Here is a 22230-nt window from a genome sequence, read left to right on the forward strand (position 1 = left end):
TCTCCTTTTTCCTTCCACAGGGTTCAGCGCGCCGTCGGCGCGAATCCGCGGGCCTCGCGGCGGGCCTGGCCGCGGGAAATCCGCAGCGGATCCCAGTCGCGGCCGCGTTCGGGCAGCAGGGCTCGGTCGGCGAAGACCGCGCCGTCGTAGGCTTCGGCCAGCACCGGCCGGTCGAGAATCGCTTCGGCGCACTGCGCACCGCCGACCGCGGCACCGACGACTCCCCCGCCGTGGATGTCCTGTCCGGCGACGAACAGTCCTTCGACCGCGGTCCGCACATCCGGCCGCCGCCCGTGCGGGCCCCAGGACTGCAGTCCGTACGCAGCTCCGCCGGTGGCCAGGGTGTAGCGCTCCTGCGTGAGCGGGGTAGCCGATTCGAGGTAGACGATGCGGTCCCGGAACGGGCCGAGCACCTCTTCGGCACGGTCGAGCAGGCGGGCGGCGAGTTTCTCTTTAGCCGCGTGATATTCGGCCACACGCCGGTAGCGGAACCCGGACGCCGGCCCGTCGCTCACGCCCCACTGCGCGTAGCCGGGCGGGCACGCGGTCATGATCTGGAGGTTCGTGTGCCCAGGCGGGCAGACCGCGGGGTTGCCGGGATCCTTGTGCGAGGCGGACGAGATGAACACGAACGGCAGCTCGTCGAACTGGCCCGCTTCCGTTCGGGCGTAAGCACTTTCGACGTCGCCGCTCGGCCAGTACCAGATGTTGGCCTCGGACGCTTCAGGCAATTCCGCGGCCACCACCGCATAACTGGTGACCAGCGGCAGCCGCATGACCGCGTCCTCGGTACGGCGGACGACGCCTTCGGGGAGGTTTTCCCGGCCACCGCACAACTCCAGCACCGTGCGCCGATAGTCCGCATTGGACACCACCAGCGGCGCGCGCAGCACTTCGCCGTCCGTCAGCTCGACACCGGCCGCGCGCCCGTGCTCGATCAGAATCCGCGCGGCGCGAGCTTTGGTGCGCAGCTGGCCGCCGTGCGTTTCGAGTTGCTCCACCAGCGCGGCGGCCAGCATCTGACCCCCGCCCACCGGGTAGTACGCGCCGCCGGTCAGGTAGTCGTCAAGCATGCGAATGTGCGCGGCGACAACGGTGTTCGCCGGGGAGGACGCGTAGTTGCCGGACTGCGCGGCCAGCACGGTGCGCGCGGCGGTCGAGAGTCCACAATGGTCGAACAACCGGCTCAGGCTGCGGCGGCTCCAGCGCACCACCGCGGCCGAACCGCCCAATACCGGCTGAGCGCTCGCCGGATACCGGGCCGACGCGGCGATCTCGCCGCAGATCGCCAGATACTCCTGAAGTCCCGGAGCCTCCGCCGGAAACGCCGCCCGCAGCCGATCCCCGTATCGGGACCAGCCTTCCGGCACGTCGAGCCGCACGCCCGGCAGCACGATCCGGTCGAAGCCGTCCGGGTCGAGGCGGCGGAACCGCACCCGGTCCCCGACGCCGAGCCCGGCCAGCAGCGACGGGAGCAGCCCGCCGGGACCGCAGTCGCCGAGGTAGTGCACGCCGATGTCGAACTCGTAGGAGCGCCGCCGCCGGAACATGTGGCAGTTGCCGCCCGCCACGTCGTGCTGTTCGAGCACCAGGACCCGGCGGCCGAAGGCGGCGAGGTAGCCGGCGCAGACGAGGCCGCCGATCCCGGACCCGATCACGATCGCGTCCCAGGAAGGGCTTCCCGCCTCGTTCGGACTCATGCCGGTGACGCTACGGCGGGGCGGTGACCCCGGGCTGACCGCGCGCTGACAGCTGGGGGCAGTCAGCGGCGGGCGGTCGCCCAGGGGTCACCTATTCAGGAGAGAGCATGGCGATCGAGGTCTTTCCGCGCACCGCGAGCCACGTCGGGAAGAGCGTGGCGACCATGCTTACCACGACCGCGAGCAAGACCACCACGGCATAAATCCACAATGGACCAAATGGCAGCCAGCTGTCGGACACCGCCTGGCTGAACGGGACCAGCATGGCGAGCGCCACGGCGGTGCCGAGGACCACGCCGATGATCGCGACGACCATGCCCTCCACGGCCATCACGCCCAGCACCTGCGCCCGGCTCGACCCGGCGAGGCGCTGCAGCCCGAACTCGCGCCGCCGGTGCGCGGTCGAGAGCACGAGCGTGTTCACCACCGAGATCGCCGCGTAGAGCAGGATCATGCCGACCACGAGGTAGTTGACCCAGGCGTTCGCTTCCTGTTCCTGCACGAACTTCGCGGTGAGCGTGTCCCGGTTCGCGACCTGCACGCCGGGCGAGGACTGCGCCAGCCCGTCGAGCGTGCTCATCAGCTGCGAGACGCTCGTTCCCGCCGCCGCGGTGACGAGCACCTGCGACGCGATCCCGTCGGTCGTGTGCGGAGCCAGCGTGCCGGCGGGCAGCAACGCGGTCGCGAACGCTGGCGCGGACCGCAGCGTCGCCACTACCCGCAGGCGCACCTGTGCCCCGTCGCCGAGCCGCAGCCCGATCTCGTCGCCGACCTTGACGCGCAGCCGATCCGCGTGGTCGAGCGGAAGCGCGATGGTGTTGCCCCGCAAGGCGTCCAGCGAGCCGGCAGCGACCTCCGCCGCCCGGGTCTTCGCGACCGCATCGCCGGTGACCCCGGTCAGCGCGAGCCCGTCCTCGTCCTGGCCAGGGTCGGACGGTTTCTCGTTGTAGCCCTTGCTGGTCACGTACGCCGAAGCGGTGCCGACCCCGGGCAGCGAGCGGACCTTGTCGAGCAACCCCGTGCTGACGTCGCCGGTCGACGAGGTGACCACCGCGTCTGCCGACAGGTTCGACGCGTACTTCTGCTTCGCCGATTCCACCTGCGTGGTCTGGAAGTAGAGCATGAACACGGCCAGCGTCGTGGCGAGCATGACCGGCACGACCGCACCGGACATCGGCAGCCAGCGCACCCGGGCGTTGGCCATCGCGAGATAGCCGGACAGCCCGCTCACCGCGCGCACCGGAACCCGCAGCACCGCGACCATCGCCCGGGTGATCCCCGGCGCGAACAGCGCGACCGCCGCCGCGACGAGCGTGACCGCCGGCCCGGCCGTGCTGGCCGCGAGCGGCCCGTCCATCACGGTGATCGTCAGATACGCCAGCGCCACCCCGCCGACCAGGCTGCCGATGCCCCACCAGAGCCGGAACGACGTCAGCCAGCGCTTCGGCGAGACCGCTTCCTGCATCGCCTCCACCGGACGCGTCCGCCCGGCGTACCGCGCCGCGACGAACCCCGCGCCCCACGCGGACAGCAGGCCGACGAGCACGCCCGCCGCGGTCGGAATCCAGTCCTGGTGATACGCCAGCACCGGTTCGAAGACGCCGAACCCGGACAGCCGGTCGAACAGCCAATTCCCCAGCAATTCCCCCGGGAAGGCCGCCAAAACCGTCGCAAGCACCCCGATCACCATGGATTCCGCGGTGATCATGCGGCTGACCTGCTGAGGCGTCGCGCCGACCGCACGCAGCAGCGCGACCTCGCGCCGCCGCTGCTGCACCGACAGGCCCAGCGTGCTGGCCACCACGAACAACGCCACCTGCACGGCCAGCCCGCCGAACACCCCGGCCAGGATCACCAGGATTTCCCCGCCGTCGCTCGCCTGGGCGAACTCGGCCGTCCCCCGGGCCACGCCGGTCAGCGCGACCGCGTGCTGGTCTCGCACCGCGTTCGCGATCTGGGTGCTCAGCGCGGCTGGGTCGGTGCCCGCCGTGGGAAGCACGGCGAACGCGTCGACCTGGCCGGTCGCGGGCGTCAGCGCGAGCGCGTCTTCGTGGGAGAAGAACACCGCGTCGGAAGCCATTTTCCCGCTCGCCGCCGCGATTCCGACGACCTGGAAGGACCGGACTCCGCCGCGCACGGCAATCTGCACCGCACCGCCCGGCGCGACCCCGGTGGCCGCGGCCGTCGGCTGGTCGAGCACGACTTCGCCGCCGCGCTGCGGAGCCCGGCCGCCGGTCAGCGAATACGGGGCCAGCTCGGCGGTCGCCCAGTCGTGCCCCAACGCGGTGCCGCGCACCAGCTTCACGTCCGGATCGGCGGGCAGCGTCGCCGGAATCGACACGTCGGGAATGACCTTCGCGACGCCCGGCACAGCCGCGATCGCGGCCCCGAGCGACGCGTCCAGGCGCACCCGTTCGGGCAGTGTCGCGGATTCGTGGTCCTCGTCCTCGGTGCCCGGGTTCGTCGGCGGCAGGTTGTAGTGCTGGTCGCCCGCGACGACCACCGGGGCCTCGGCCAGCCGCTGCGGCGGCACCCGCGGCGAGATCCCGGTCTGCATGAGCCCGCCGCACGCCATCACGATCGCGGTGCCGACGAGCAGCGCGACGAACGTCGCGGTGAATCCGGCCTTGCGGAACCGGAGCGTGCTCAGAGCCAGGCGCAGCATCAGCGCACCGTCCCGACAGTGTTCCGGCCGTCGCGGCCGAGCCGCGCCGTGCGTGCGCTCAACGCGGTCAGCCCGCGCGCGACCTCGTCCACGGTCGGTTCGTGCAACTCGCCGGCGAACTGCCCGTCGGCGAGGAACAGCACCCGGTCGGCGTAGGAAGCGGCGACCGGATCGTGCGTCACCATCACGATGGTCTGCCCCTCGGCCCGCACCGCGGTGCGCAGCAGGTCCAGGATCTCGCTCGCCGACGTCGTGTCCAGCGCGCCGGTCGGCTCGTCGGCGAACGTCACGTGCGGACGGCTGACCAGCGCGCGGGCGATCGCCACGCGCTGTTGTTGGCCGCCGGACAATTCACCGGGGCGGTGCCCGCGCCGTCCGCCGAGCCCGACCTGCTCGACGACCCGGTTCACCAGCGCTGGATCCGCCCGTTTGCCCGCCAGCCGCAGCGGAAGGGTGACGTTGTCGATCACGTCGAGCGACGGCAGCAGGTTGAACTGCTGGAAAATGAACCCGATGCGGTCGCGGCGCATCCGGGTCAGCTGCGCCTCGTCGAGCCGTCCGAGGTCCTGGCCGGCCAGCACGACCGTGCCGGAATCGGGCTGGTCGAGACCCGCCGCGCAGTGCAGCAGCGTGCTCTTGCCCGAACCGGACGGCCCCATCACCGCGGTGAAACTGCCGCGGGAGAACGAAACGGAAATCCCGTCGAGTGCGACGACGCGGGCCCGGTTCCCTCCGTAGAACTTGGTGACGGAGCGGAGCGTCACCGCATCCGTGCTTGGCTGTCCGGACTGGTACATCGGTCACTCTCCCAGGCGCGTCGGGCTATGGAAGAAAGCTACGAGCGCCGGGGGCCGATTCCGATAGTGCTAGCTCTTCGATCCGGACGGGTCCTAGCACCCCTGCCGGGAAAGCCCGGAACAGCACATAATCGGGATATGCCCACCACCGATGCCCGCGAGCCGGCGCCCTGGTTCGCGAGGGGCGGCCTCGCGGTCCTGCACAGCACCGCGCTGGGCCTGCTCGCACCGGTCGAAGTGGCGCTTTTCGCACTCCTCGCCTGCGCTGCTTCGCTGCTGGGCCTGGGAGTCGGGGTGTTCCTGATTCCCCCGGTGGTCTACGCCGTCCGCGCGGTCGCCAATCTGCAGCGGAAACTGCACGGTTCCTGGACCGGACGGGAGGTGCCGGAACCGTATCTCCCGCTGCCCGAGGGCACCCGGTTCTTTCAGGTGTTCGCGCGGTTGCTGGCCGACCGCGCCACCTGGCGGGACACCGCCTGGCTGCTGGTCGACTGCACGATCGGCTGCCTGCTCACGCTGGCCCCGCTGGCCCTCGTCGTCGACGGCGTGCGCGGGCTGCTGATGCCGCTGCTCTACCCGGTTCTGGACGATCTGTGGCTCGGCGATTGGTATGTCGCGCTGCCCGTGGACAATCCGGCGGTCGCCTGGATCGCCGTCGTGCTGGGCCTGCTGCATTTCCCGCTCGCGCTCTGGGCCGCCCCGCACCTGGTGAAGCTGCACGCGGCGCTGGCGGCCAAATTCCTTTCCCCGTCCGAAAGCACCGTCCTCGCCCAGCGCGTGCAGCACCTCACCACCACCCGGGACGACGCGGTCGGTCACCAGGCGCTGGAACTGCGCCGGATCGAACGCAATCTGCACGACGGCGCGCAAGCCCGGCTGGTCGCGATGGGCATGACGCTCGACGCGGCGGCGAAACTCGCCGAACGGCAGCCGGAAGCGGCGAAGAGCCTGCTGGAAGAGGCCAAGGCGAGTTCGGTGAAAGCCCTGCAGGAACTGCGCGCCCTGGTGCGCGGGATCCAGCCGCCGGTGCTGGTCGACCGCGGGCTCGCCGACGCGGTCCGCGAACTCGGGATGGAAGCGACGCTCGAGATGGAGACCACCGTCGACCTCCCCGGCCGGTTCGCGCCCGCCGTCGAGACGGCCGCGTATTTCACCGTTTCCGAGGTGCTCAACAACGCGATGAAGCATTCCGGCGCGGATTCCGGGAAAATCGACGTGCACCATTCCGCCGGACGGCTGTCCATCACGGTCACCGACTACGGCAAGGGCGGCGCGGACCCGGCGAAGGGCACCGGCCTGCGGGAACTCGAACGCAGGCTCGCGCCGCTGGACGGATTCCTCACCGTGCTCAGCCCGCTCGGCGGACCGACCTCGGTGGTCATCGAAATCCCCTGCCTGCCGGTCGGCTGACCGCCGGGCTTGCAGGGGAACTCGGACAAGGTGTGGTGGAACCTGGGTGGTTTCGTCGGTGTCTTGGGCTAGGCGGCGGGCTGCTTCGGTTTCGATGGGCCGTGGGGTTCACCAGCCCCAGCAAGGGAAACCGTGCCCGGATCCCGTCCCAGGATGCGGCGGGCTCCGGGCCGGTCCTGCACCGGCCACGCCCAGCAGCAGCTGCGGGTCCCGCCCGTCGCCCCACGGACCATGGCGATGGGGGCGGAGCCTCAGCGGCGCAGGTACGCGAGCACCGCCTGCACCCGGCGGTTGCTGTCCTCGGACACCGGCAGCTGCAGTTTCGCCAGGATGTTGTTGATGTGCTTGGACACCGCCTTTTCGGTGACGTACAGCTCGGTGGCGATGTTGCTGTTGGACCGGCCCTCGGCGATCAGCCGGAGCACCTCGTTCTCCCTCGGGGTGAGGCTTTCCAGCGCCTGGTCGCGCGTGTTGTGCGTGAACAGCCGCGACACCACCTCGGGGTCCATCATCGTGTTGCCCGCGGCGACCCCGCGCAGCACGTCGACGAAGTGGTCGCCGTCGAGCACCCGGTCCTTGAGCTGGTAGCCGACCGCGCCCGCGCCGTCGGCCAGCAATTCGTTGACGTACAAGCGTTCGACGTACTGCGACAGCACCAGCACCGGAAGCCCGGGCACCTGGCGGCGCGCCTCGATCGCGGCGCGCAGGCCCTCGTCGGTGAACGACGGCGGAAGCCGGATGTCGACCACGCCGACGTCCGGCTTCTCCGTGACCAGCGCGGCGAGCAGATCCGGGCCGTTGTCGAGCGCCGCGACGATCGTCATCCCGTGCGCTTCGAGCAACCGGACCAGCCCGTCGCGGAGCAGGAACTGGTCTTCGCCGATGACCACGCGCACAGAGCTTCACCTTTTCTTCGCCGCGGCAGTTCCGCTCCCGATTATAGGGGCGCGGACGGCTCGTTTTCTCCGGCGAAGGCGCACATTCCCAAAGTTCCGCGCATCGGGTCGTAATCGGCGAGCACCGCGGGCGGGCCGGCCCACAGCGCGGTGGCGGAACGTCCTTCCGCGACCGGTCCGCCGGTCAGGCCGGGTCCATAACGGTCCGCTGGGGCGAGCCGATCAGCCTCGCTCCGCGCGTCGGCTGGGTCGATTCCGGGCAGCAGCGCGACCCGGGTGCTGCCCGCTCCGGTCTCGAACAGCAGCGCGGCCGCCGCGTCGGCTGGCGGCCGTACTCCGGCGTACGGCATTCCGCGCTGCTCCATGATGAGGATCAGCACGCGCCGCATCGGCTTTCGGCGCACGTATCCGGCCGCGACCCGCAGAGCGAGGAAACCGGCGAGCGGGCCTTGTCCGGAAACCGAGTACGTCATCGGGCCGCCCGGCAGCACCGCGGTCAGGTTGACCGGAGCGGACAGGCGCGGGTCGAAATCGGGTCCGTCGTGGGCGACGACGACCAGGTCGATCGGCTCGTTCACCTGACCGTGCAGCAATTCCCGGGCCAGGGTGAGGAACGTGTTGCCACGTGCGGTGGCGACCAGGTCCGGCGAGTAGCCGACGTCGTGTCCGGCGGCCAGATCGGTGAAGTACCGCGTCATGATCGGACCGTCGAGCCGATCGGCGCCGGACTCGAATCGCCGGTGCAGCGCGATTTTCAACCCCATCGGCAGCACGGCGAACGGCGAGGTGCGCGTGGCCGCGACGGGAGCGCCGGCACTGAACATCAGCCCTCCACCGCGGGAACCGGCAATCGGTGCAGGTGCTGGCGGCGCAACAGGTCCTCCGGCTGGTCCCGCTCGCTGATCACATAGGACTGTCCATCGTGGACCAGCACCTCGGCGGGATAGCCGTGGCTGAGGAACAGCACCGGCGAGGCGCTCGGGCCGTAGGCACCGGAGCGTTCCACGCCGATCAGGTCGCCGGGCCGCACCGGCGGCAGCGGGATTTTCTTGCCCAGCACGTCGTTCGGGGTGCACAGCGGTCCGGTGATCTGCCAGGTTTCGGTGGCCGGTTCGTCGATCCGGTTGAGCAGCCGCATCGGGAAATCGCGTTTGACGTAGGAGCCGACGCCGACCGCCGCCATGTGGTGGTTGGTGCCGCCGTCGGCGACCGCGAAGTTCTGCCCCAGCGAGGTTTTGACGTAGCGGACCCGCACGACGTACGTGCCGCTCATCGCGGTGAGGTAGCGGCCCAGCTCCATCACCAGCCGGGTGCCGGGATGCCGGGTGGCGAACTCGTCGATCACCGGGTTGAGCCGCGAGGTCAGCAGCTCGAGGTCGAGGTCGCGTTCGCCGTCGAAATACGCCACGCCGAGCCCGCCGCCGACGTCGACCAGGTCGAGCCCGAAGCCCAGCCGCGCGGACAGCTGCTCGGCGAGTGCGAAGATGCGAGTGGTGTTCTCCACCACCGATTCCTCGCTGAGAATGCGCGTGCCCATGTACACCTGCACACCCATGATCCGCACGTGCGCGTGCCGGGAAACCAGGTCTTCGGCGGCGAACAGCTGTTCCTCGTCGATGCCGAACTGCCGCGGCTTTCCGCCCATGGTCAGCCCGGAGCCCTTGACCGCGAAGCTCGGATTGACCCGCAACGCCACCCGCGCCCGCACTCCGCGCGCCGCGGCGAGCCGGTCGATCAACGCCAGTTCCCCGAAGGATTCGCAGACGATCGCGGCGATGTCCTCGTCCAGACAGGCTTCGAGTTCCGCCTGGCTCTTGCCGGGACCGAGGAAAATGATGTCCCCCGGCTCGACTCCGGCCCGGCGCGCGGTGCGCAGTTCGGCGAGGCTCGACACCTCGGCGCGGGCCCCGTTGTCGTGCAGCACAGCCAGAATCGACACGTTCGGATTCGACTTGAGCGAGAAGAAGACCTCCATCCGGTCGTGCAGTTCCCGCCGCAGCCGGGCCATCCGGCCGGACAGCTCGCCGCCGTCGTAGACGAACAGCGGAGTGCCGTAGCGGTCCGCCAGTTCGGTGATCCCGACGCCCTCGATCTCCAGTTCCGTACTCATCAGGTTCTGCTCCTAGTGTTCGAAGACCATCGCGGAAAACGTCGAGCCGAGGCCGACCGAAACCATCAGGTAGCGCTCGCCCGGGTTCAGCAGCCCGAGCCGGATCGCGGTGTGGTAGTTGAGAAACGGGTCCGCGCAGAAGCAATGGCCGGTGCGCGGGACGTTGCCGAGGAAGATCCGTTTGCGCGGCACGGCCATCGCCTCCGCCGCGCGGATCCACGAAACCTTGTTGACGTTGTGCGGAAGCACGAGCGCGAGCTCGCCCGCCGCGCACCCGGCGGCCTCGAGCGCGGCGCGGGTGACGTCGCCCAGCGCGTCCGGATAGATCTGCCGGAAGACCTTGTTCTGCTCTTCGTTCGTGATCACCTCGCCGCCGGGACCGCCGAGCGTCGTCGTGGCGTACCCGAGCAGCCGATCCCGTTGCCCGCCAGGGGCGACCAGCACCGCGGCGGTCCCCTCGCCCATGATCGCGACGTCCGGGATGATCTGCGCGGCCGGGGTGAATGCCTTCTCCCCGGCGAGAATCAGCGCCAGCGCGTCCGGGTCGCCGTCCTGTTCGAGCAGCGCGCCGGCGAGGTCGAGCGCCAGCAACCCGGACGCGCACGCGTGGTCGGTGACGGTGAAGGCGAGCGCGTGCCGCAATCCCAGCCGCTGCTGCACCTCGGCCAGCGGATCGAACGGATACGGCGACGCCGCGGGCACGGTCTTCGGCCGCAGCACGTACCGGACGCGCTCCTCGACCCCGGCGAACCCGTCGAGCTTCGCGACCGCGCCGAGCAGCATCTCGGCCTCGGACTCGGGCGACCGGCAGACCTCGGACAACCCGTAAATCCGATGCAGCCTGCGCAACTGGGCGTCGGTGAGGCCAAGCGCGCCCTGCAGCGCCGCGATCGGCACCGCGGCGGGCAGGTAACTGGACACAGACATCAGGCACGTCACCCCGACAGCGTCCCAACCGGCACTGACGCGCCGCTGACGCGCGGCTTTCACCCGGTCGCGCACCCCCGCACGACCGCGGCGGCCGTCGACGCCGAAATGGACGCCCGGCTCGGCGGCGAGCCGGGCCAGTCGCTCACCCGGCTGAGGGGCAAGCGGCAGCGTCCCGGACGGCGGTGATCAGCGGGATTCCGCTCGTCCGGCTACCGTCGAAAGCATGCGCGTACTCGTCGCCGGAGCTTCCGGGTTCGTCGGCAGACGGTTGTGCCCGGCGCTGAAAGACGCCGGGCACGACGTGCTCGCCATGACCCGCCGCCCCGACCACTATCGCGGCGCGGGCGAGCCGGTCTACGGCGACGTCGCCGACATCGGTTCGCTGCGGGACGCGCTCAAGAACGTCGACGTCGCCTACTACCTCGTGCATTCCCTGGACAGCACCGATTTCCAGCAGCGCGACGCCGCCGCCGCCCGGGCCTTCGCGCGGGCCTCGGCGGACGCGGGCGTGCGGCGGATCGTCTACCTCGGCGGGCTCGGCGACGACGGCGACTCGCTGTCGGAGCATCTGGCCAGCAGGCGCGAGGTCGAACGGCTGCTGGCCGAAACCGGCGTGCCGGTGACCGTGCTGCGCGCGGGGATCGTCATCGGGCACGGCGGCACGTCGTGGGAACTCACCCGCCAGCTCGTCGAGCGCCTGCCGGTGATGATCACCCCGCGCTGGGTCGGCACGCGCACCCAGCCGATCGCGCTCGCCGACGTCGTCCGCTACCTGACCGGCGTGCTGGAGCATCCGGAGACCGCGGGCGCGACGTTCGACATCGGCGGCCCGGAAGTGCTGACCTACCGGGACATGCTGCAGCGCGTCGCGGTCATGGAGGGCAGGATGCTGGCGATCGTGCCGGTCCCGCTGCTCACGCCCCGGCTGTCGTCCTACTGGCTTTCGCTGGTCGCCGACATCGACGCCACGACCGGGCGCGCGCTGATCGATTCGATGGGCAACGAGGTCGTCGTCCGCGACGACGCGATCCGCCGGATCGTCGAATTCGAGCCGATGGGCTACGACGACGCCGTGCTGCAGGCGCTCGGCGAACGAGCGAGACAGCGGCGGGCCAGGTGAAAGCGTTCCTGACGGCGGTGACCGCGGCGGGGTCCGGGCTGCTGGGCGCGTCCTTGGCCAGCAAACCGGGTTCCCGCCGGTTTCACGCATTGACCGCTTCGGTGGCGGCGACCTGGTTCGCCGGAGCACGCACTGCCGGACCGGTGTCCCGAGGTCGGCCGGACGTCGTGCAGCCAGTGCTCGTGGGCGCGGGCGCGTTCGGGGTGTTTTACGGCTGTGCGCTGGTCGCCCGCCGGATTCCGGTGCTGCGCCGGGCAATCACCGGCGTGCTCGGCCATGCCCACCACGGCTCGACGCCTACCGTGGTGACGACGGCGCTCGTAACCGGTGTCGCGGAAGAGGTTTTCTTCCGCGGCGCGCTTTACGACGCGTTCGGCGCGCGAGACTCGACCGTGCTGTACGTGCTGTCCACGACAGCGACGCGGAATCCGGCTTTGGTGCTGGCGTCCGCGACCATGGGAACGCTCTTCACGCTGCAACGCCGTTGGGGCGGCGGAGCGCGAGCGCCGATGCTGACGCACGTGACCTGGTCCGCCTTGATGATCGGCTTCCTGCCGCGGCTGTTCCCGCCTCAGGATTCCAGCAGCGGCGGAGTCGGTCCGTAAGCATTGGCGCGGGCGGCCCGGGCGCGGGCCCCCGGGATGCCGGTGAGCAGGCGCAGCAGCCGATACGGCGGGGCGGCGGGACGACCGCGTTCCCTCGCCCGGGCAGCCCGCTGTTCGAGCCGGACCTGCTGGGCCTGCACCTGCCGGATCGCGGGTTCGCGTTCGGCTTGGATCCGCGCGAGCGCGGCGTCGGACAACTCCCGCCCGAGATGGTTGGCCGCGGCGACGGCGTCCTGGACCGCCATGAGGATCCCGTTGCCGCCGACCGGCGAGATGACGTGCGCGGCGTCGCCGATCAGCAGCAGCCCCGGCCGCCACCAGCGCTCCACCTGGGAAATGTCGACCGACAGCAGGGTCGCCTGGCCGAAGTCGGTCAGCAGATCGGCGCGGTCGGCCAGCCACGGCACGTGCTCGGCGAGGAATGTCCTCATCGGACCGACGCCCTGCTCCCGGGCTTCGGCGTAGCCGCCCTTGGGCAGGCTGTAGCCGACCTGCCAGCCGCTGGTCCCGGCGAGCAGGCCGACGTAGTGGTCCCGTCCGAAGAAAAGGTCCACGTCGGCGTCCGGCGGGTCTTCGGGACGGTGCGGCAGCCGGAACCACAGCAGGTCGGTGGTGGCGCCGAGCGAGCGGGCCGGAGCGTCCGCGAGACGGCGGATGCGGGAAAACCGGCCGTCCGCGCCCACCACGAGCGTCGCGGGCTGGTCGTGGGTTCCGGTGTCGTCGCGGTAGCGGACGCCGGTGACGCGACCGTCGCCGTCGCGGATCAGGTCGACGACTTTGGCTCCGGTGCGCACGTGCGCAGCGGGCAACGCAGCGGTTTCGGTCGCGAGGAAATCGAGGAAACGCGCCTGCGGCATGAGGGCGACGTAGTTGTACGGAGTGGAAAGCTTGCCGTAGTCGGCGGTGGTAATCGACCCGGCCGGGGTGTGGAGCCGGAAGAAGCGGGCTTTGTGGTGCGGCAGCGCGAGCAGCCGGTCGGCGAGGCCGAGCCAGTCGAGCAACTCGAGGGTGTAGGGGTGCAGCGAATCGCCGCGGAAGTCTCGGTCGAAGTCCTGGTGCGCTTCCAGCAGCGTGACCGGGATTCCGGCCCGCCCGAGCAGGTAGGCGAGCACCATTCCGCCCGGACCGCCGCCGACGACGACCACGGGCGCCCCGGCCGTCCTTCCGCCAGCGGGACTGCCCTGGGCGAGTTCGCTAGATTTTCTAGCCATATGCCCCAGTGTAGCCCACCGTTAGAATTTCTAGCTACTATGCGCCCCGTGGCGGACAAGCAGGCGGCGCGGGAGATCTCCCTGGCGGTGCGGCGGCTGCTGCAAGCGGGCCGCGGCATGCAGGCGGCGCTGGCGCGCAGGCTGTCGCTGCGGGTCACCGACGTGCAGGCGCTCGACCAGGTCGTGTCCAGCCCGGAGCCGATCGGGCCGGGCGAACTGGGCGCCCGGCTCGGCATCACCTCGGCGTCGGCGACCGTGCTGGTCGACCGGCTCGCCGCCGCCGGGCACCTGGCCCGCCGCGCCGACCCGGCCGACCGGCGGCGGGTCCACCTCGAGGCCACCGGCCACGCCCGCGAGGACGTCCGGACCGCGCTGGGCCCGCTGCTCGCCGACCTCGAAGCCATCACCGAGCGGCTGGAACCCGAGCACGTGCCGGTTGTCCTGTCCTTCCTGGACGACGTCGCGGCCGCGATGCGCGCCTACGACCGGCGCTGAACCGGCTGCGCGCCCCGCTTCCGGGTCAACAGCGTCCACCCGATCAGCCCCGCGAACGCGACGACCAGCAACGCCTGCGAACAAGCCGCCGCGGTATCGAACGGCAGCGTGTACACGCCCACGATGCGAAGCACGGAATCGGCGGTCAGCCCAAGACCCCACACCAGCGAGAGCTGGTACCAGCGCCGCCGCAACGTCGCATCATGTGCGGTGGCCTCGAATTCCCGCTGTTGCTCGCCGCCCGCCGAATGCGCGAAGCGCCGCGCCGCGTAGTACGCGAGCGGACGGTTGAGAACGCAGCTGCCAACCAAGGCCACGCCGGCGCAGAAGGTGGTCACCGATTCCTTCGCCAGCAACAGGCGCGGATCGCCGGTGAGGAAGCTCAACCCGAGCCCCAGACCGAAAAGCAGCATGAGGAACGACGAGAACAGATCGAGCCGCCGCTGCGCCACCGCGACCCAGACCGTCCGCGCTCCGGCGACGATCGTGCCGATCAGCAGGGACACGTAGGCGCTCGCGCCGAGCAGGTTGGCCGCGTAGTAGGCGACGACGGAGAGGCCGACGTCCAGGAACAGCGTGGTGATCATCGTGCGGGCGTGCGTGGTCATGCCGTACTCCCCGATTTTTGGCTCGGCTGCTGGGATTCGAGGAGAAACGCTACGGTCGCCCTCACCGGGCGTCTTGCCGCCGCGGGCGTATCCCGGGTGGAGAAATCCGGGCTCGGGTGGAGGGATTTCTCCACCCGGGGATACGCCGCGCACCGCACGACTTCGAAGCCGTTCCTCCGTAGTTTTCTCGGCATCGGAGCACAAGCGAAAGGCAGGAACCACCCATGAGCGGACCCGTGGAAATCGTCCTGATCGCGGCGGCGATCGGCTACCTGATGGTGCGGCGGGTGATCGGCGAACCCGCGCAGGCCAAGCAGATGCTCATCCTGCCCGCGGTGCTGACGATCGTCGGGCTCAGCACGCTGTCCGGCGAGGTGAAAACCGCGGCCTCGCTGGTGTTCCTCGTCGGGACCGCGGCGATCAGCGTCGTCCTCGGCGCGCTGCGCGGAGCGACGGTGCGGATTTCTCAGCGCGACGGGGTCGCGTTCGTCCGCTACACCGCGGTGACCGTCGGGCTGTGGGTGGCGAACATCGTGGTCAAGGTCGGCGTGAACCTCGCGCTCGACGCGTTCGACCCGCAGGACGCCGGCGGTGTCTCCAACAGCCTGCTGCTCACCCTGGGCGTCGGCATCCTCGCCGAAGGGCTGGTCGTGCTCTACCGCGCGCTGCGCGCCGGACACCAGGTCATGTGGGCCCAGGGCAGCGACGGCGCGCCCGCGCAGACCTCGCCGCTGCTGGACAACCTCCAGCGCAACCTCACCGGCCGTCCGGCCGGATGGAACACTCAGTCCGCCGCCGACGACGCCCGGCCGACGAGGAGGAACCTGGTCCCATGAGGACGCTGGAGCGGACGCCCGCGCTTCTCGGGCAGTACCGGGACGAGCTGATCCAGCCCGTCCTCGTCCTCACCGCGATCGCCTGCACCGCGGTTCAGTGGCCGGACGCGTCCATCGCGTACCGGCCATTGGCCTTGCCGCTGTTCGTTCTCACCTCGCTCGCCGCGCTCGGCTCGCTGCTGCCCTGGTCCCGGCTGGCCGGGAACCTGCAGATCGCCCTGATGAGCCTGTACCTGCTGTTCAGCTCGCTGCTCATGCCGCTGGTGCATCCGACGTTCGCGGCGATGTTCCCGTTCGTCGCCGCGTCCGCCGCGGGGATCAAGCTGGCGTCCCGCCGGGCCGCGGTGACCATCGCGTCCTGCGGAGCCGTCGTCGCGGCCGGGACGACCTGGGTGGTCGGGCAGCTTTCGCCGGACTTCGTGCAATGGCCGGTGTGGCTGACGCTGACCGTGGCCCTCCCGGTCGCCTTCGGCATCTCGCATCGCGACCGCGCCGACGCCATCCGCAGCGCACAGCGCGCCGCCGAATCGGCCCAGCGCGCCCGCGAGTCCGAAGCCCGCGAGGCAGCGCTCGTCGAACGAGGCCGGATCGCGCGCGAGATCCACGACGTCCTCGGCCATTCGCTTTCCGGGATCGCGTTGCAGCTGGACCTGGCCGACGCCCTGCGCGACAGCGGCCGCGACGAGGAAGCAGCCGCCGCGGTCCGCAAGGCACGCGCCATCGCCGTCGACTCGATCAGCGAGACCCGCCGTGCGGTGCAGGCGCTGCGCGAGGACACCTTGCCGTTGCCCGAGACGTTGCGCCAGCTGGCCGAACACGCCTCAGCCGAGTTCTCGATCGAAGGCGAGGCCGGCGAGGTCGGCCCGGAAACCACGCACACCGTGGTCCGGGCGGCACAGGAGGCGATGACCAACGCGGCGAAGCACGCGCCGGGCGCGTCCCGGAGCCTCCGGCTGGCCTTCACCGCCGATCGGGTAAAGCTGACCGTGCGCAACGGGCCCGCGACCGAACCCCTCCGCGCCGAACTGGCCGGCGGCTCCGGCGTCGGGCTCGTCGGCATGCGCGAACGCGCCGCCCTGCTCGGCGGCACCCTGCGAGCAGGCCCGGCCGGCGACGGCTGGACCGTGGAACTGGAGCTGCCCCGATGACCGACCGCCCGATCACCCTCGTTGTCGTCGACGACCAGGCGACTGTCCGCGAAGCGCTCGCGGTCATGCTCGATCTCGCCGAGGACGTCGACGTCGTCGCGACCGCGACCAACGGCGCGGAAGCCGTCCAGGCGGCGCGGGAGCACAGCCCGGACGTGGTGCTGATGGACCTCAACATGCCGGTGCTGGACGGGGTCGGCGCGACCGGGCGAATCCGCGAAAACCAGCCGGACACCACGGTTCTCGTGCTCACCACGTTCGACGACGACGAATCGATCCTGGCCGCCCTGCAGGCGGGGGCCAGCGGGTATCTGACCAAGGAAGCGGACCGCACCACGATCCTGCACGCGGTGCGCACCGCGGCACAGGGCCAGACCGTGCTCTCGCCCGAGGTGCAGCGACGACTGCTCGCACTGGCCGCGAAACCGGCCCGGCCCGCCGAACCGGATCTCGGGCTGACCGCCCGCGAACGGGAAATCCTGGGCCTGATCGGCGACGGCCTGCGGAATCCGGAAATCGCCGCGAGGTTGGTCATCAGCGAGGCTACGGTGAAGACCCATATCAACAATCTTTTCGCCAAGGCTGGGTTCCACTCCCGTGCCGACGCTGTGCGTTATGCGTTGAACCATCAGGACGGCTTGCGCTCGCGTTAACCGAAGCCGCGAGCACCCGGACCAGAGCCAGCCCGATCGACCACTGGCTGGTGCTGGGTCGGTGGCATTCCGGCGGTGGCGGGATTTTCTTACCCGGGCAGGTCTTCGAGGCTGAGCCGGAACCAGTCGTCCCGGGTCACGACGTGCAAATCCGCGCCCCGCCCGAAAACCCGGGCCTCGCGCGGCACTTCTTGCCCGTCGGGGAGGACGAGCCGGTACTCGCCGGTCGCCCGGAGCCGGTCGCCGTCCAGGACCCCGGCGACCAGCCGATCCCGGTCCGGCCCGTAACCGCCGTACAACGCGATCCGGGAGCCCCGTATTGCCAAAGCAGTGGCGCTGCGGATTTCGTTGTGCCATCCGGTCACGCCACCGGCGCGGATCCGGACGATGGGCCAGTCGGGGTAGAAGCACGCCCACGCGGTGTCGCCGTCGACGTTGAGCGCGTAGCAGTCCGGAACATAGCCCCACGCCATCTGTGCAGACCAGGGGTAGCGCCATTCCTCAGTCAAGTCGGCCGAGAACCGGACCGGCCCGCTCCGCTCGAAGCAGCCGACCCAGATCTCGCCGCTGCCGGTGGCCTGCACGTGGCCGATTCCGTCGCCGAAAGTCTGCTCGGCCACCGCTTCGCCCTCGGCGTCGTAGACAATCGCGTTGCGCTCCGGCCGCCAATCGCACCGAGCCCCGGCAACCAAGACGCGACCGCCCGGCAGCGGTTGCACCATCGGATGTGCCAGCCGAAGATCCGGAATCCGCGCGGCGACCGCCATCTCCGGAACGTGCACCGTCACCCGCACGCCCGAAACCGCCGCCGCGCGGTCCGACCACACGGCCATCAACTCGCCCAGCGGGCCGATGGACTCCGAGATCCGCGCGTCCCCCCCGCCGCGGCGGCACGATCCGCGCGTGATGCCAAGCGGGAACCGTCGGCAAAGCCAAGACTTCCGCCCGGCGCGCCGAATCCCTCCGCTCCCCCATCGAGATATCCGACCACACCGACCTCCGCTGGCTCCACCGCATTTCCCCGCCAGCCCCGCGCGGTCACGGATACCACCTCGGCAACTCAACTCGGGCTGAGGTCAAGGCGATCCACCGCCGACCGCAAATATTCGCGAACCGACTCCGCTTCCGACGAGCCGATGCGGTCGAAGATCTCCAGCGCCGCGGTCAAATGCTCCCGCGCCGCGTCCCGATCGCCTCGCGAAACCGCGTACCTGCCGAGCCCGGCCAATGCTTGGGCCTGCTCCAGCGGGCTGTTCACCTCCCGGGCCAGCGGCAGCGCCCTCCGGTACCGCGCGCCCGCCTCCTCCACCTGTCCGGTCGCCAGCAGCAGCGCGCCCATGTGGTTGAGCGTCTCGGCCTTGCCCAGCTGGTTGCCCAGTTCGGTGAAGATGGCCAACGCCTCGGCGTGGCACTTCTCCGCGGCCTCGACCTGCCCGAGAAGACGTTGTGCCGCACCGAGTTCGTTCAGCCCGAATCCTTCGCCCAGCCGGTCGCCCAGCGCGCGGGAGATCGCCAGCGCCTCGTGATGCGCCTCGACCGCCTTCCCCGGTTCGCCGATCATCCGCCAGGCCACGGCCAGGCTGTTCAGCGCGAACGATTCGTGGAAGCCGTCACCGAGTCTGCGGAAACCGCTCACGGCGCGGGTGTTCGCCTCGACCGCGCCGGGGAAATCGCCGAGTGCCCGCCGCGCGACTCCCAGTTCGTTCCAGGCGTCCGCCTGTCCCAGGAGATCGCCCAGTTCCTCGTAAATGCTCAGCGCGTGCTCGTTCGAGCCGACCGCGGCCCGGTAATCGCCGCCGACCAGGTACAGGATGCCGAGTTCGTTGCGGGCGTGCGCTTCCCCGCTGCGGTCGCCGAGTTTGATCGCCATCTCGAGCACCCGCTGGAAAATTTCGATCGCGCCGGGATAGTTGTCGAGACAGCGCCGCACCGCGCCGAGTTGGCTGAGCGCGGAGGCCTGCCCTGCCTCGTCCCGCAGCCTGGTGTAGCTCTCCAGCGCGGAGGCGTGCGAGACCGCGGCGGCCGGGTAGTCGCCGATCCGCCGTTGCACGCTCCCCAGGTGGTTCAGGGCATGCGCCCGCGCCGCCTCGTCGCCGAGGTGCTCCGCCGCGCGCACCGCGGAATCATGCAGCCGCAACGCCCGGTCCCAAGGCCCGGCGACGTAAAGAAACTTGGCCAGGCACGCCGACAGATCGACGACCTGGTGCTGCCAGCCGTGCCGGATGGCGTGGTCCGCGCAGGCGAGCAGGTTGACGGCCTCGACCCGCATCCACCGCCACGCCTCGACGCTGCTGCCCATCCGGGTGCCGCGTGCGCCGCGACGCCGGGGCGGGCGGCTTTCGCGGAGTCCGTCGGTGGTCACGTCCTTGGCGATGTGCACGGCCGCGTCGGCGGCGGTGTCGCAGTAGTAGTCGAAAAGCCTGCTGACGGCTCGCTCGTTCTCCTGCGGGTCGTCGGCGTCGCTGAGGTTCCGGGAGTACTCGCGGATCAGGTCGTGCAGCCGGTAGCGGTCGAAAGCGGGCTCCTCGAGCATGTGGTCGTCGTAGAGGGCGCCGAGGTGCGCGCCGGCCTCGGCCACCGGAAGGTCCGCCATCGCCGCGGTCGCGTGCGCGTCCAGTTCCGGGCCGGGGTGCAGGCCGATGCGCCGGAAGAACTGCTGCTGGCCGGGGCCGAGTTCGCGGTAGGACAGGTCGAAGGCGGCGGCCACCTCGATGTCCTCCGCCCGCAGCCGGCCGAGCCGGTCGTGCGTCGAATCCAGTTCGTCCGCCAGGTCCTTGACAGTCCACTGTGGACGGCTACGGAGCCTTCCGGCCAGCAGGGTCACCGCCAGCGGCAGCCATCCGCACAACCGCACCACGCGCTCGACCGCTTCGCTCTCCTCGGGCCGGATCGCGCGGCCGGACAACCGCACGAACAACGCGGACGCCTCCTCGGCGGGCAGCACGTCCAGCGCCACCGAAACCGCCCCGTCGAGCGCGGTGAGCCGGCGGCGGCTGGTGGTGATCACCAGCGAGCCGCTCGCCGCCGGAAGCAGCGGTTCGACCTGCTGGTGGCTCAGCGCGTCGTCCAGGATCAGCAGCACCCGCTTGTCCGCCAGCCGGTCGCGCCACAGCGCCGCCCTGGCGTCGAGCCCGGCCGGCATCTGCCGCGCGGTCACCCCGATCATGGTCAGCAGCGACGCGAGCGCGTCCACCGCTTCCACCGGCCGTTCCCCCGGGGTGTGCCCGTGCAGCCGCAGGAACAGCTGACCGTCCGGGAACCGGTCCGCGAGAAGGTGCCCGGCGTGCACGGCGAGCGCGGTTTTCCCGACTCCGGCCATGCCGTCGATCGCGTGGATCGCGACCATCCGGCCGGTGTGCACCGTGTCGGCGATCTCCTTGAGCACCTTCTTCAGTTCCGCGGTCCGGCCGGTGAACGCGGGCGCGTCCCGGGGAAGCGTGCGTTTCGCCAGCCGGCCGTTCGCGCTCTCCCGCTCGCGCCGCGGCGCCGGAACCGGCGGGTCGGCGGGCGGAGGGACCACGGACGGCGGTTCGCCGAAGGGGTCGCCGGGCAGGCTCGCCCAGCCGGTCGTCTCGCTTCCCTTGAGCGACACCGGAAGGGGCCGCCACGTCTCCGCGCGGCTGTCGTGGCTGTGCCGCACGACCTCGTCGAAGAACCACTCCGAAACCATCATCGCGAGAACGCTCGAAGACCCGGCCAGCGCGGACTTCAACGCGGTCGAGTCGACCAGCCGAAACGCGAGGACGACCGCGTTCGACGTCACGCCGTGCTGGTCGTAATGCACCTCGCCGCCGTGCACGGCGAGCCGCAGCCGGAGCTGTTCTGCCGCGTCGGCGACCCGGTTGTGCACCTCCAGCGTCTCGACGATCGCGCCGGGAAGCGTTTCCGTGAAGACCGCTTTCGGCACCTCCGGCGGAGCGAGCACGAGCACCCCGTCGCCGCGGTCCTCGTGGTAGCACGCCTCCCAGGGGATGCCCGCTTGCCGGAACGCCCGGCGCAGCGTCTGGTACATCGTGTCGCGGACGGAAAGCTGGTTCCCGTTCGTCCGGCTCCGGTCGCTGAACCCTTCGACGTCGGCGACGAGGATCGTCCGGTGCACCGCCGCGGCGCGGGACTGGCCGTTCCCGTGTCCGGGCAGCAGGCCGAGGACGAACCGCTTGACCTGCCCGTAGACGAGCGAATCGCGGTCCGCGGGCTTGCAGATGCCCACGTGGTCCGCATCGACCGGAATCGGCCGGACCCTCGGCAGGCCCGGATTGGCCGACGCCTCGTCCACCACCCGGACCCGGCGGGTCAGCCGCGTTTCGAAGAACACCAGGTTGGCGATCCCGGTCTCGTCGGCCCAATCCCGGTACCGGTCGTTGAGCTGCCGCAGATACGCGCTGTTGCGGCGCAGGTCTTCGACCGCGGGCGTGCCCCGGTACAGCACGCCCAGCGCGTCCACCGCCCTGGTCAGCCCGGAACCGGTGTGCGGCGTGCCCAGGAACACGACGCCCTTCGCCGCCTTCGCGAAGCACGCGAAATCGGTCCGGCTCTCGGCGGCGTGCAGCAGGATCTCCTTCACCAGCAGGCCGCCCATGCTGTGCGTGACGAAGCACAGCGGACGCTCGCCGAGACCGGCGTTCTGCAGCTGCGCCATCAGGTTGACCGCCCGGTCCGGCACCGGCATCGACCGGCCGCGCCATCCGCTCGACCAGGCGTCGTACCCCACGGTCCACACCGCGACCCCGGCGAGATCGGCGGCCAGCCACCTGGGCCAGAACGTCCCGTCGCCGCCGCGGCGCCACGACGCGCGGGCATCGCCGTCCAGCCCGTGGACGAACACGACGTCCAGAACCGCCGGACGCGGGACATGCACTGCCACGACCGCCGTCACTGCCGATCTCCCCTGCGCGTCCGCCCTTCACGCCCCCATAGCCGCCACCGGCCCGCCTTCGCGAGCGACCGGCAGAATCCGGGCAGGCCGCTCCGTCGGTTCAACGGTCGCACGGCTCGTTGTCGATGGACAAGAGCCGCCCGGTACCGCGATCGGGCCGGGCTGAGCCG

General features: G+C 70.8%; 18 protein-coding genes. 7 read left to right on the forward strand and 11 right to left on the reverse strand.

Annotated features, from left to right (window positions below; translation table 11 throughout):
- Positions 1 to 23 precede the first annotated feature (23 nt).
- The 3 genes from F9C12_RS16290 to F9C12_RS16300 form a co-directional block, all read right to left on the reverse strand.
- Complete coding sequence (locus F9C12_RS16290) at positions 24 to 1700, reverse strand: phytoene desaturase family protein (protein ID WP_409466440.1); 1677 nt, start codon at positions 1698 to 1700, stop codon at positions 24 to 26.
- Positions 1701 to 1791: 91 nt separating this feature from the next.
- Positions 1792 to 4365 (reverse strand): ABC transporter permease, encoded by a 2574-nt coding sequence (locus F9C12_RS16295; RefSeq protein ID WP_409466441.1) that lies wholly within the window; start codon positions 4363 to 4365, stop codon positions 1792 to 1794.
- Positions 4365 to 5162 (reverse strand): ABC transporter ATP-binding protein, encoded by a 798-nt coding sequence (locus tag F9C12_RS16300; protein ID WP_409466442.1) that lies wholly within the window; start codon positions 5160 to 5162, stop codon positions 4365 to 4367. Before F9C12_RS16300 ends, F9C12_RS16295 begins: the two co-directional genes overlap by 1 nt.
- Before the next feature lie 138 nt (positions 5163 to 5300).
- Between F9C12_RS16300 and F9C12_RS16305 the strand changes: the two genes are divergently transcribed.
- Positions 5301 to 6572 (forward strand): sensor histidine kinase, encoded by a 1272-nt coding sequence (locus F9C12_RS16305; RefSeq protein WP_409182816.1) that lies wholly within the window; start codon positions 5301 to 5303, stop codon positions 6570 to 6572.
- Between the two features lie 251 nt (positions 6573 to 6823).
- Here F9C12_RS16305 and F9C12_RS16310 read toward each other — a convergent pair whose 3' ends face one another.
- From F9C12_RS16310 to F9C12_RS16325, 4 genes are read right to left on the reverse strand one after another with little or no spacing between them, the layout of a single operon-like run.
- Entirely contained in the window at positions 6824 to 7468 is a 645-nt protein-coding gene (locus F9C12_RS16310) for a LuxR C-terminal-related transcriptional regulator (RefSeq protein ID WP_409466443.1), read from the reverse strand.
- A 41-nt stretch (positions 7469 to 7509) separates the two neighbouring features.
- A complete protein-coding gene (locus F9C12_RS16315; protein WP_409466444.1) occupies positions 7510 to 8292 on the reverse strand; it encodes a hypothetical protein in 783 nt (260 codons plus the stop codon).
- A complete protein-coding gene (locus tag F9C12_RS16320; RefSeq protein WP_409466445.1) occupies positions 8292 to 9578 on the reverse strand; it encodes a type III PLP-dependent enzyme in 1287 nt (428 codons plus the stop codon). Before F9C12_RS16320 ends, F9C12_RS16315 begins: the two co-directional genes overlap by 1 nt.
- Positions 9579 to 9590: 12 nt before the next feature.
- On the reverse strand, positions 9591 to 10505 hold the full coding sequence (locus F9C12_RS16325; protein WP_409182820.1) for a 3-oxoacyl-[acyl-carrier-protein] synthase III C-terminal domain-containing protein: 915 nt from the start codon (positions 10503 to 10505) through the stop codon (positions 9591 to 9593).
- Positions 10506 to 10731: 226 nt separating this feature from the next.
- Between F9C12_RS16325 and F9C12_RS16330 the strand changes: the two genes are divergently transcribed.
- Together F9C12_RS16330 and F9C12_RS16335 are read left to right on the forward strand one after the other, a co-directional pair.
- Complete coding sequence (locus tag F9C12_RS16330; RefSeq protein ID WP_409466446.1) at positions 10732 to 11628, forward strand: NAD(P)H-binding protein; 897 nt, start codon at positions 10732 to 10734, stop codon at positions 11626 to 11628.
- A complete protein-coding gene (locus F9C12_RS16335) occupies positions 11625 to 12233 on the forward strand; it encodes a CPBP family intramembrane glutamic endopeptidase (protein WP_409466447.1) in 609 nt (202 codons plus the stop codon). The genes F9C12_RS16330 and F9C12_RS16335 overlap by 4 nt, the downstream gene beginning before the upstream one ends.
- On the opposite strand, the gene F9C12_RS16340 is transcribed toward F9C12_RS16335, so the two are convergent.
- Positions 12200 to 13444 carry an FAD-dependent oxidoreductase gene (locus F9C12_RS16340; RefSeq protein WP_409466448.1) on the reverse strand — a complete coding sequence of 415 codons (1245 nt, stop codon included), beginning with the start codon at positions 13442 to 13444 and terminating at the stop codon, positions 12200 to 12202. The two genes, F9C12_RS16335 and F9C12_RS16340, sit on opposite strands and share 34 nt — an antisense overlap.
- Positions 13445 to 13483: 39 nt before the next feature.
- Between F9C12_RS16340 and F9C12_RS16345 the strand changes: the two genes are divergently transcribed.
- Entirely contained in the window at positions 13484 to 13939 is a 456-nt protein-coding gene (locus F9C12_RS16345; protein ID WP_409466449.1) for a MarR family transcriptional regulator, read from the forward strand.
- On the opposite strand, the gene F9C12_RS16350 is transcribed toward F9C12_RS16345, so the two are convergent.
- Entirely contained in the window at positions 13924 to 14547 is a 624-nt protein-coding gene (locus F9C12_RS16350) for a VC0807 family protein (RefSeq protein WP_409466450.1), read from the reverse strand. The two genes, F9C12_RS16345 and F9C12_RS16350, sit on opposite strands and share 16 nt — an antisense overlap.
- Before the next feature lie 224 nt (positions 14548 to 14771).
- Between F9C12_RS16350 and F9C12_RS16355 the strand changes: the two genes are divergently transcribed.
- The 3 genes from F9C12_RS16355 to F9C12_RS16365 are packed head-to-tail and all read left to right on the forward strand — an operon-like array spanning position 14772 to position 17184.
- Entirely contained in the window at positions 14772 to 15383 is a 612-nt protein-coding gene (locus F9C12_RS16355) for a DUF1453 domain-containing protein (RefSeq protein WP_409182826.1), read from the forward strand.
- A complete protein-coding gene (locus tag F9C12_RS16360) occupies positions 15380 to 16531 on the forward strand; it encodes a sensor histidine kinase (protein WP_409182827.1) in 1152 nt (383 codons plus the stop codon). Before F9C12_RS16355 ends, F9C12_RS16360 begins: the two co-directional genes overlap by 4 nt.
- On the forward strand, positions 16528 to 17184 hold the full coding sequence (locus tag F9C12_RS16365; protein ID WP_409182828.1) for a response regulator: 657 nt from the start codon (positions 16528 to 16530) through the stop codon (positions 17182 to 17184). Before F9C12_RS16360 ends, F9C12_RS16365 begins: the two co-directional genes overlap by 4 nt.
- 89 nt (positions 17185 to 17273) lie before the next feature.
- On the opposite strand, the gene F9C12_RS16370 is transcribed toward F9C12_RS16365, so the two are convergent.
- Complete coding sequence (locus F9C12_RS16370; protein WP_409466451.1) at positions 17274 to 18017, reverse strand: hypothetical protein; 744 nt, start codon at positions 18015 to 18017, stop codon at positions 17274 to 17276.
- A gap of 227 nt (positions 18018 to 18244) precedes the next feature.
- Positions 18245 to 22060, reverse strand: coding sequence for a tetratricopeptide repeat protein (locus F9C12_RS16375; RefSeq protein WP_409466452.1), 3816 nt, complete (start codon positions 22058 to 22060; stop codon positions 18245 to 18247).
- Positions 22061 to 22230 lie beyond the last annotated feature (170 nt).

The organism is Amycolatopsis sp. GA6-003 (assembly GCF_046267895.1).
In the GTDB taxonomy this organism is placed as follows: domain Bacteria; phylum Actinomycetota; class Actinomycetes; order Mycobacteriales; family Pseudonocardiaceae; genus Amycolatopsis.

Coding starts and splice junctions, on each gene's coding strand:
- F9C12_RS16290 (WP_409466440.1), bottom strand. CDS start 1,700: ATGAGTCCGAACGAGGCGGGAAGCCCTTCCTGGGACGCGATCGTGATC.
- F9C12_RS16295 (WP_409466441.1), bottom strand. CDS start 4,365: ATGCTGCGCCTGGCTCTGAGCACGCTCCGGTTCCGCAAGGCCGGATTC.
- F9C12_RS16300 (WP_409466442.1), bottom strand. CDS start 5,162: ATGTACCAGTCCGGACAGCCAAGCACGGATGCGGTGACGCTCCGCTCC.
- F9C12_RS16305 (WP_409182816.1), top strand. CDS start 5,301: ATGCCCACCACCGATGCCCGCGAGCCGGCGCCCTGGTTCGCGAGGGGC.
- F9C12_RS16315 (WP_409466444.1), bottom strand. CDS start 8,292: ATGTTCAGTGCCGGCGCTCCCGTCGCGGCCACGCGCACCTCGCCGTTC.
- F9C12_RS16320 (WP_409466445.1), bottom strand. CDS start 9,578: ATGAGTACGGAACTGGAGATCGAGGGCGTCGGGATCACCGAACTGGCG.
- F9C12_RS16325 (WP_409182820.1), bottom strand. CDS start 10,505: ATGTCTGTGTCCAGTTACCTGCCCGCCGCGGTGCCGATCGCGGCGCTG.
- F9C12_RS16330 (WP_409466446.1), top strand. CDS start 10,732: ATGCGCGTACTCGTCGCCGGAGCTTCCGGGTTCGTCGGCAGACGGTTG.
- F9C12_RS16340 (WP_409466448.1), bottom strand. CDS start 13,444: ATGGCTAGAAAATCTAGCGAACTCGCCCAGGGCAGTCCCGCTGGCGGA.
- F9C12_RS16345 (WP_409466449.1), top strand. CDS start 13,484: ATGCGCCCCGTGGCGGACAAGCAGGCGGCGCGGGAGATCTCCCTGGCG.
- F9C12_RS16350 (WP_409466450.1), bottom strand. CDS start 14,547: ATGACCACGCACGCCCGCACGATGATCACCACGCTGTTCCTGGACGTC.
- F9C12_RS16355 (WP_409182826.1), top strand. CDS start 14,772: ATGAGCGGACCCGTGGAAATCGTCCTGATCGCGGCGGCGATCGGCTAC.
- F9C12_RS16360 (WP_409182827.1), top strand. CDS start 15,380: ATGAGGACGCTGGAGCGGACGCCCGCGCTTCTCGGGCAGTACCGGGAC.
- F9C12_RS16365 (WP_409182828.1), top strand. CDS start 16,528: ATGACCGACCGCCCGATCACCCTCGTTGTCGTCGACGACCAGGCGACT.
- F9C12_RS16370 (WP_409466451.1), bottom strand. CDS start 18,017: ATGGCCGTGTGGTCGGACCGCGCGGCGGCGGTTTCGGGCGTGCGGGTG.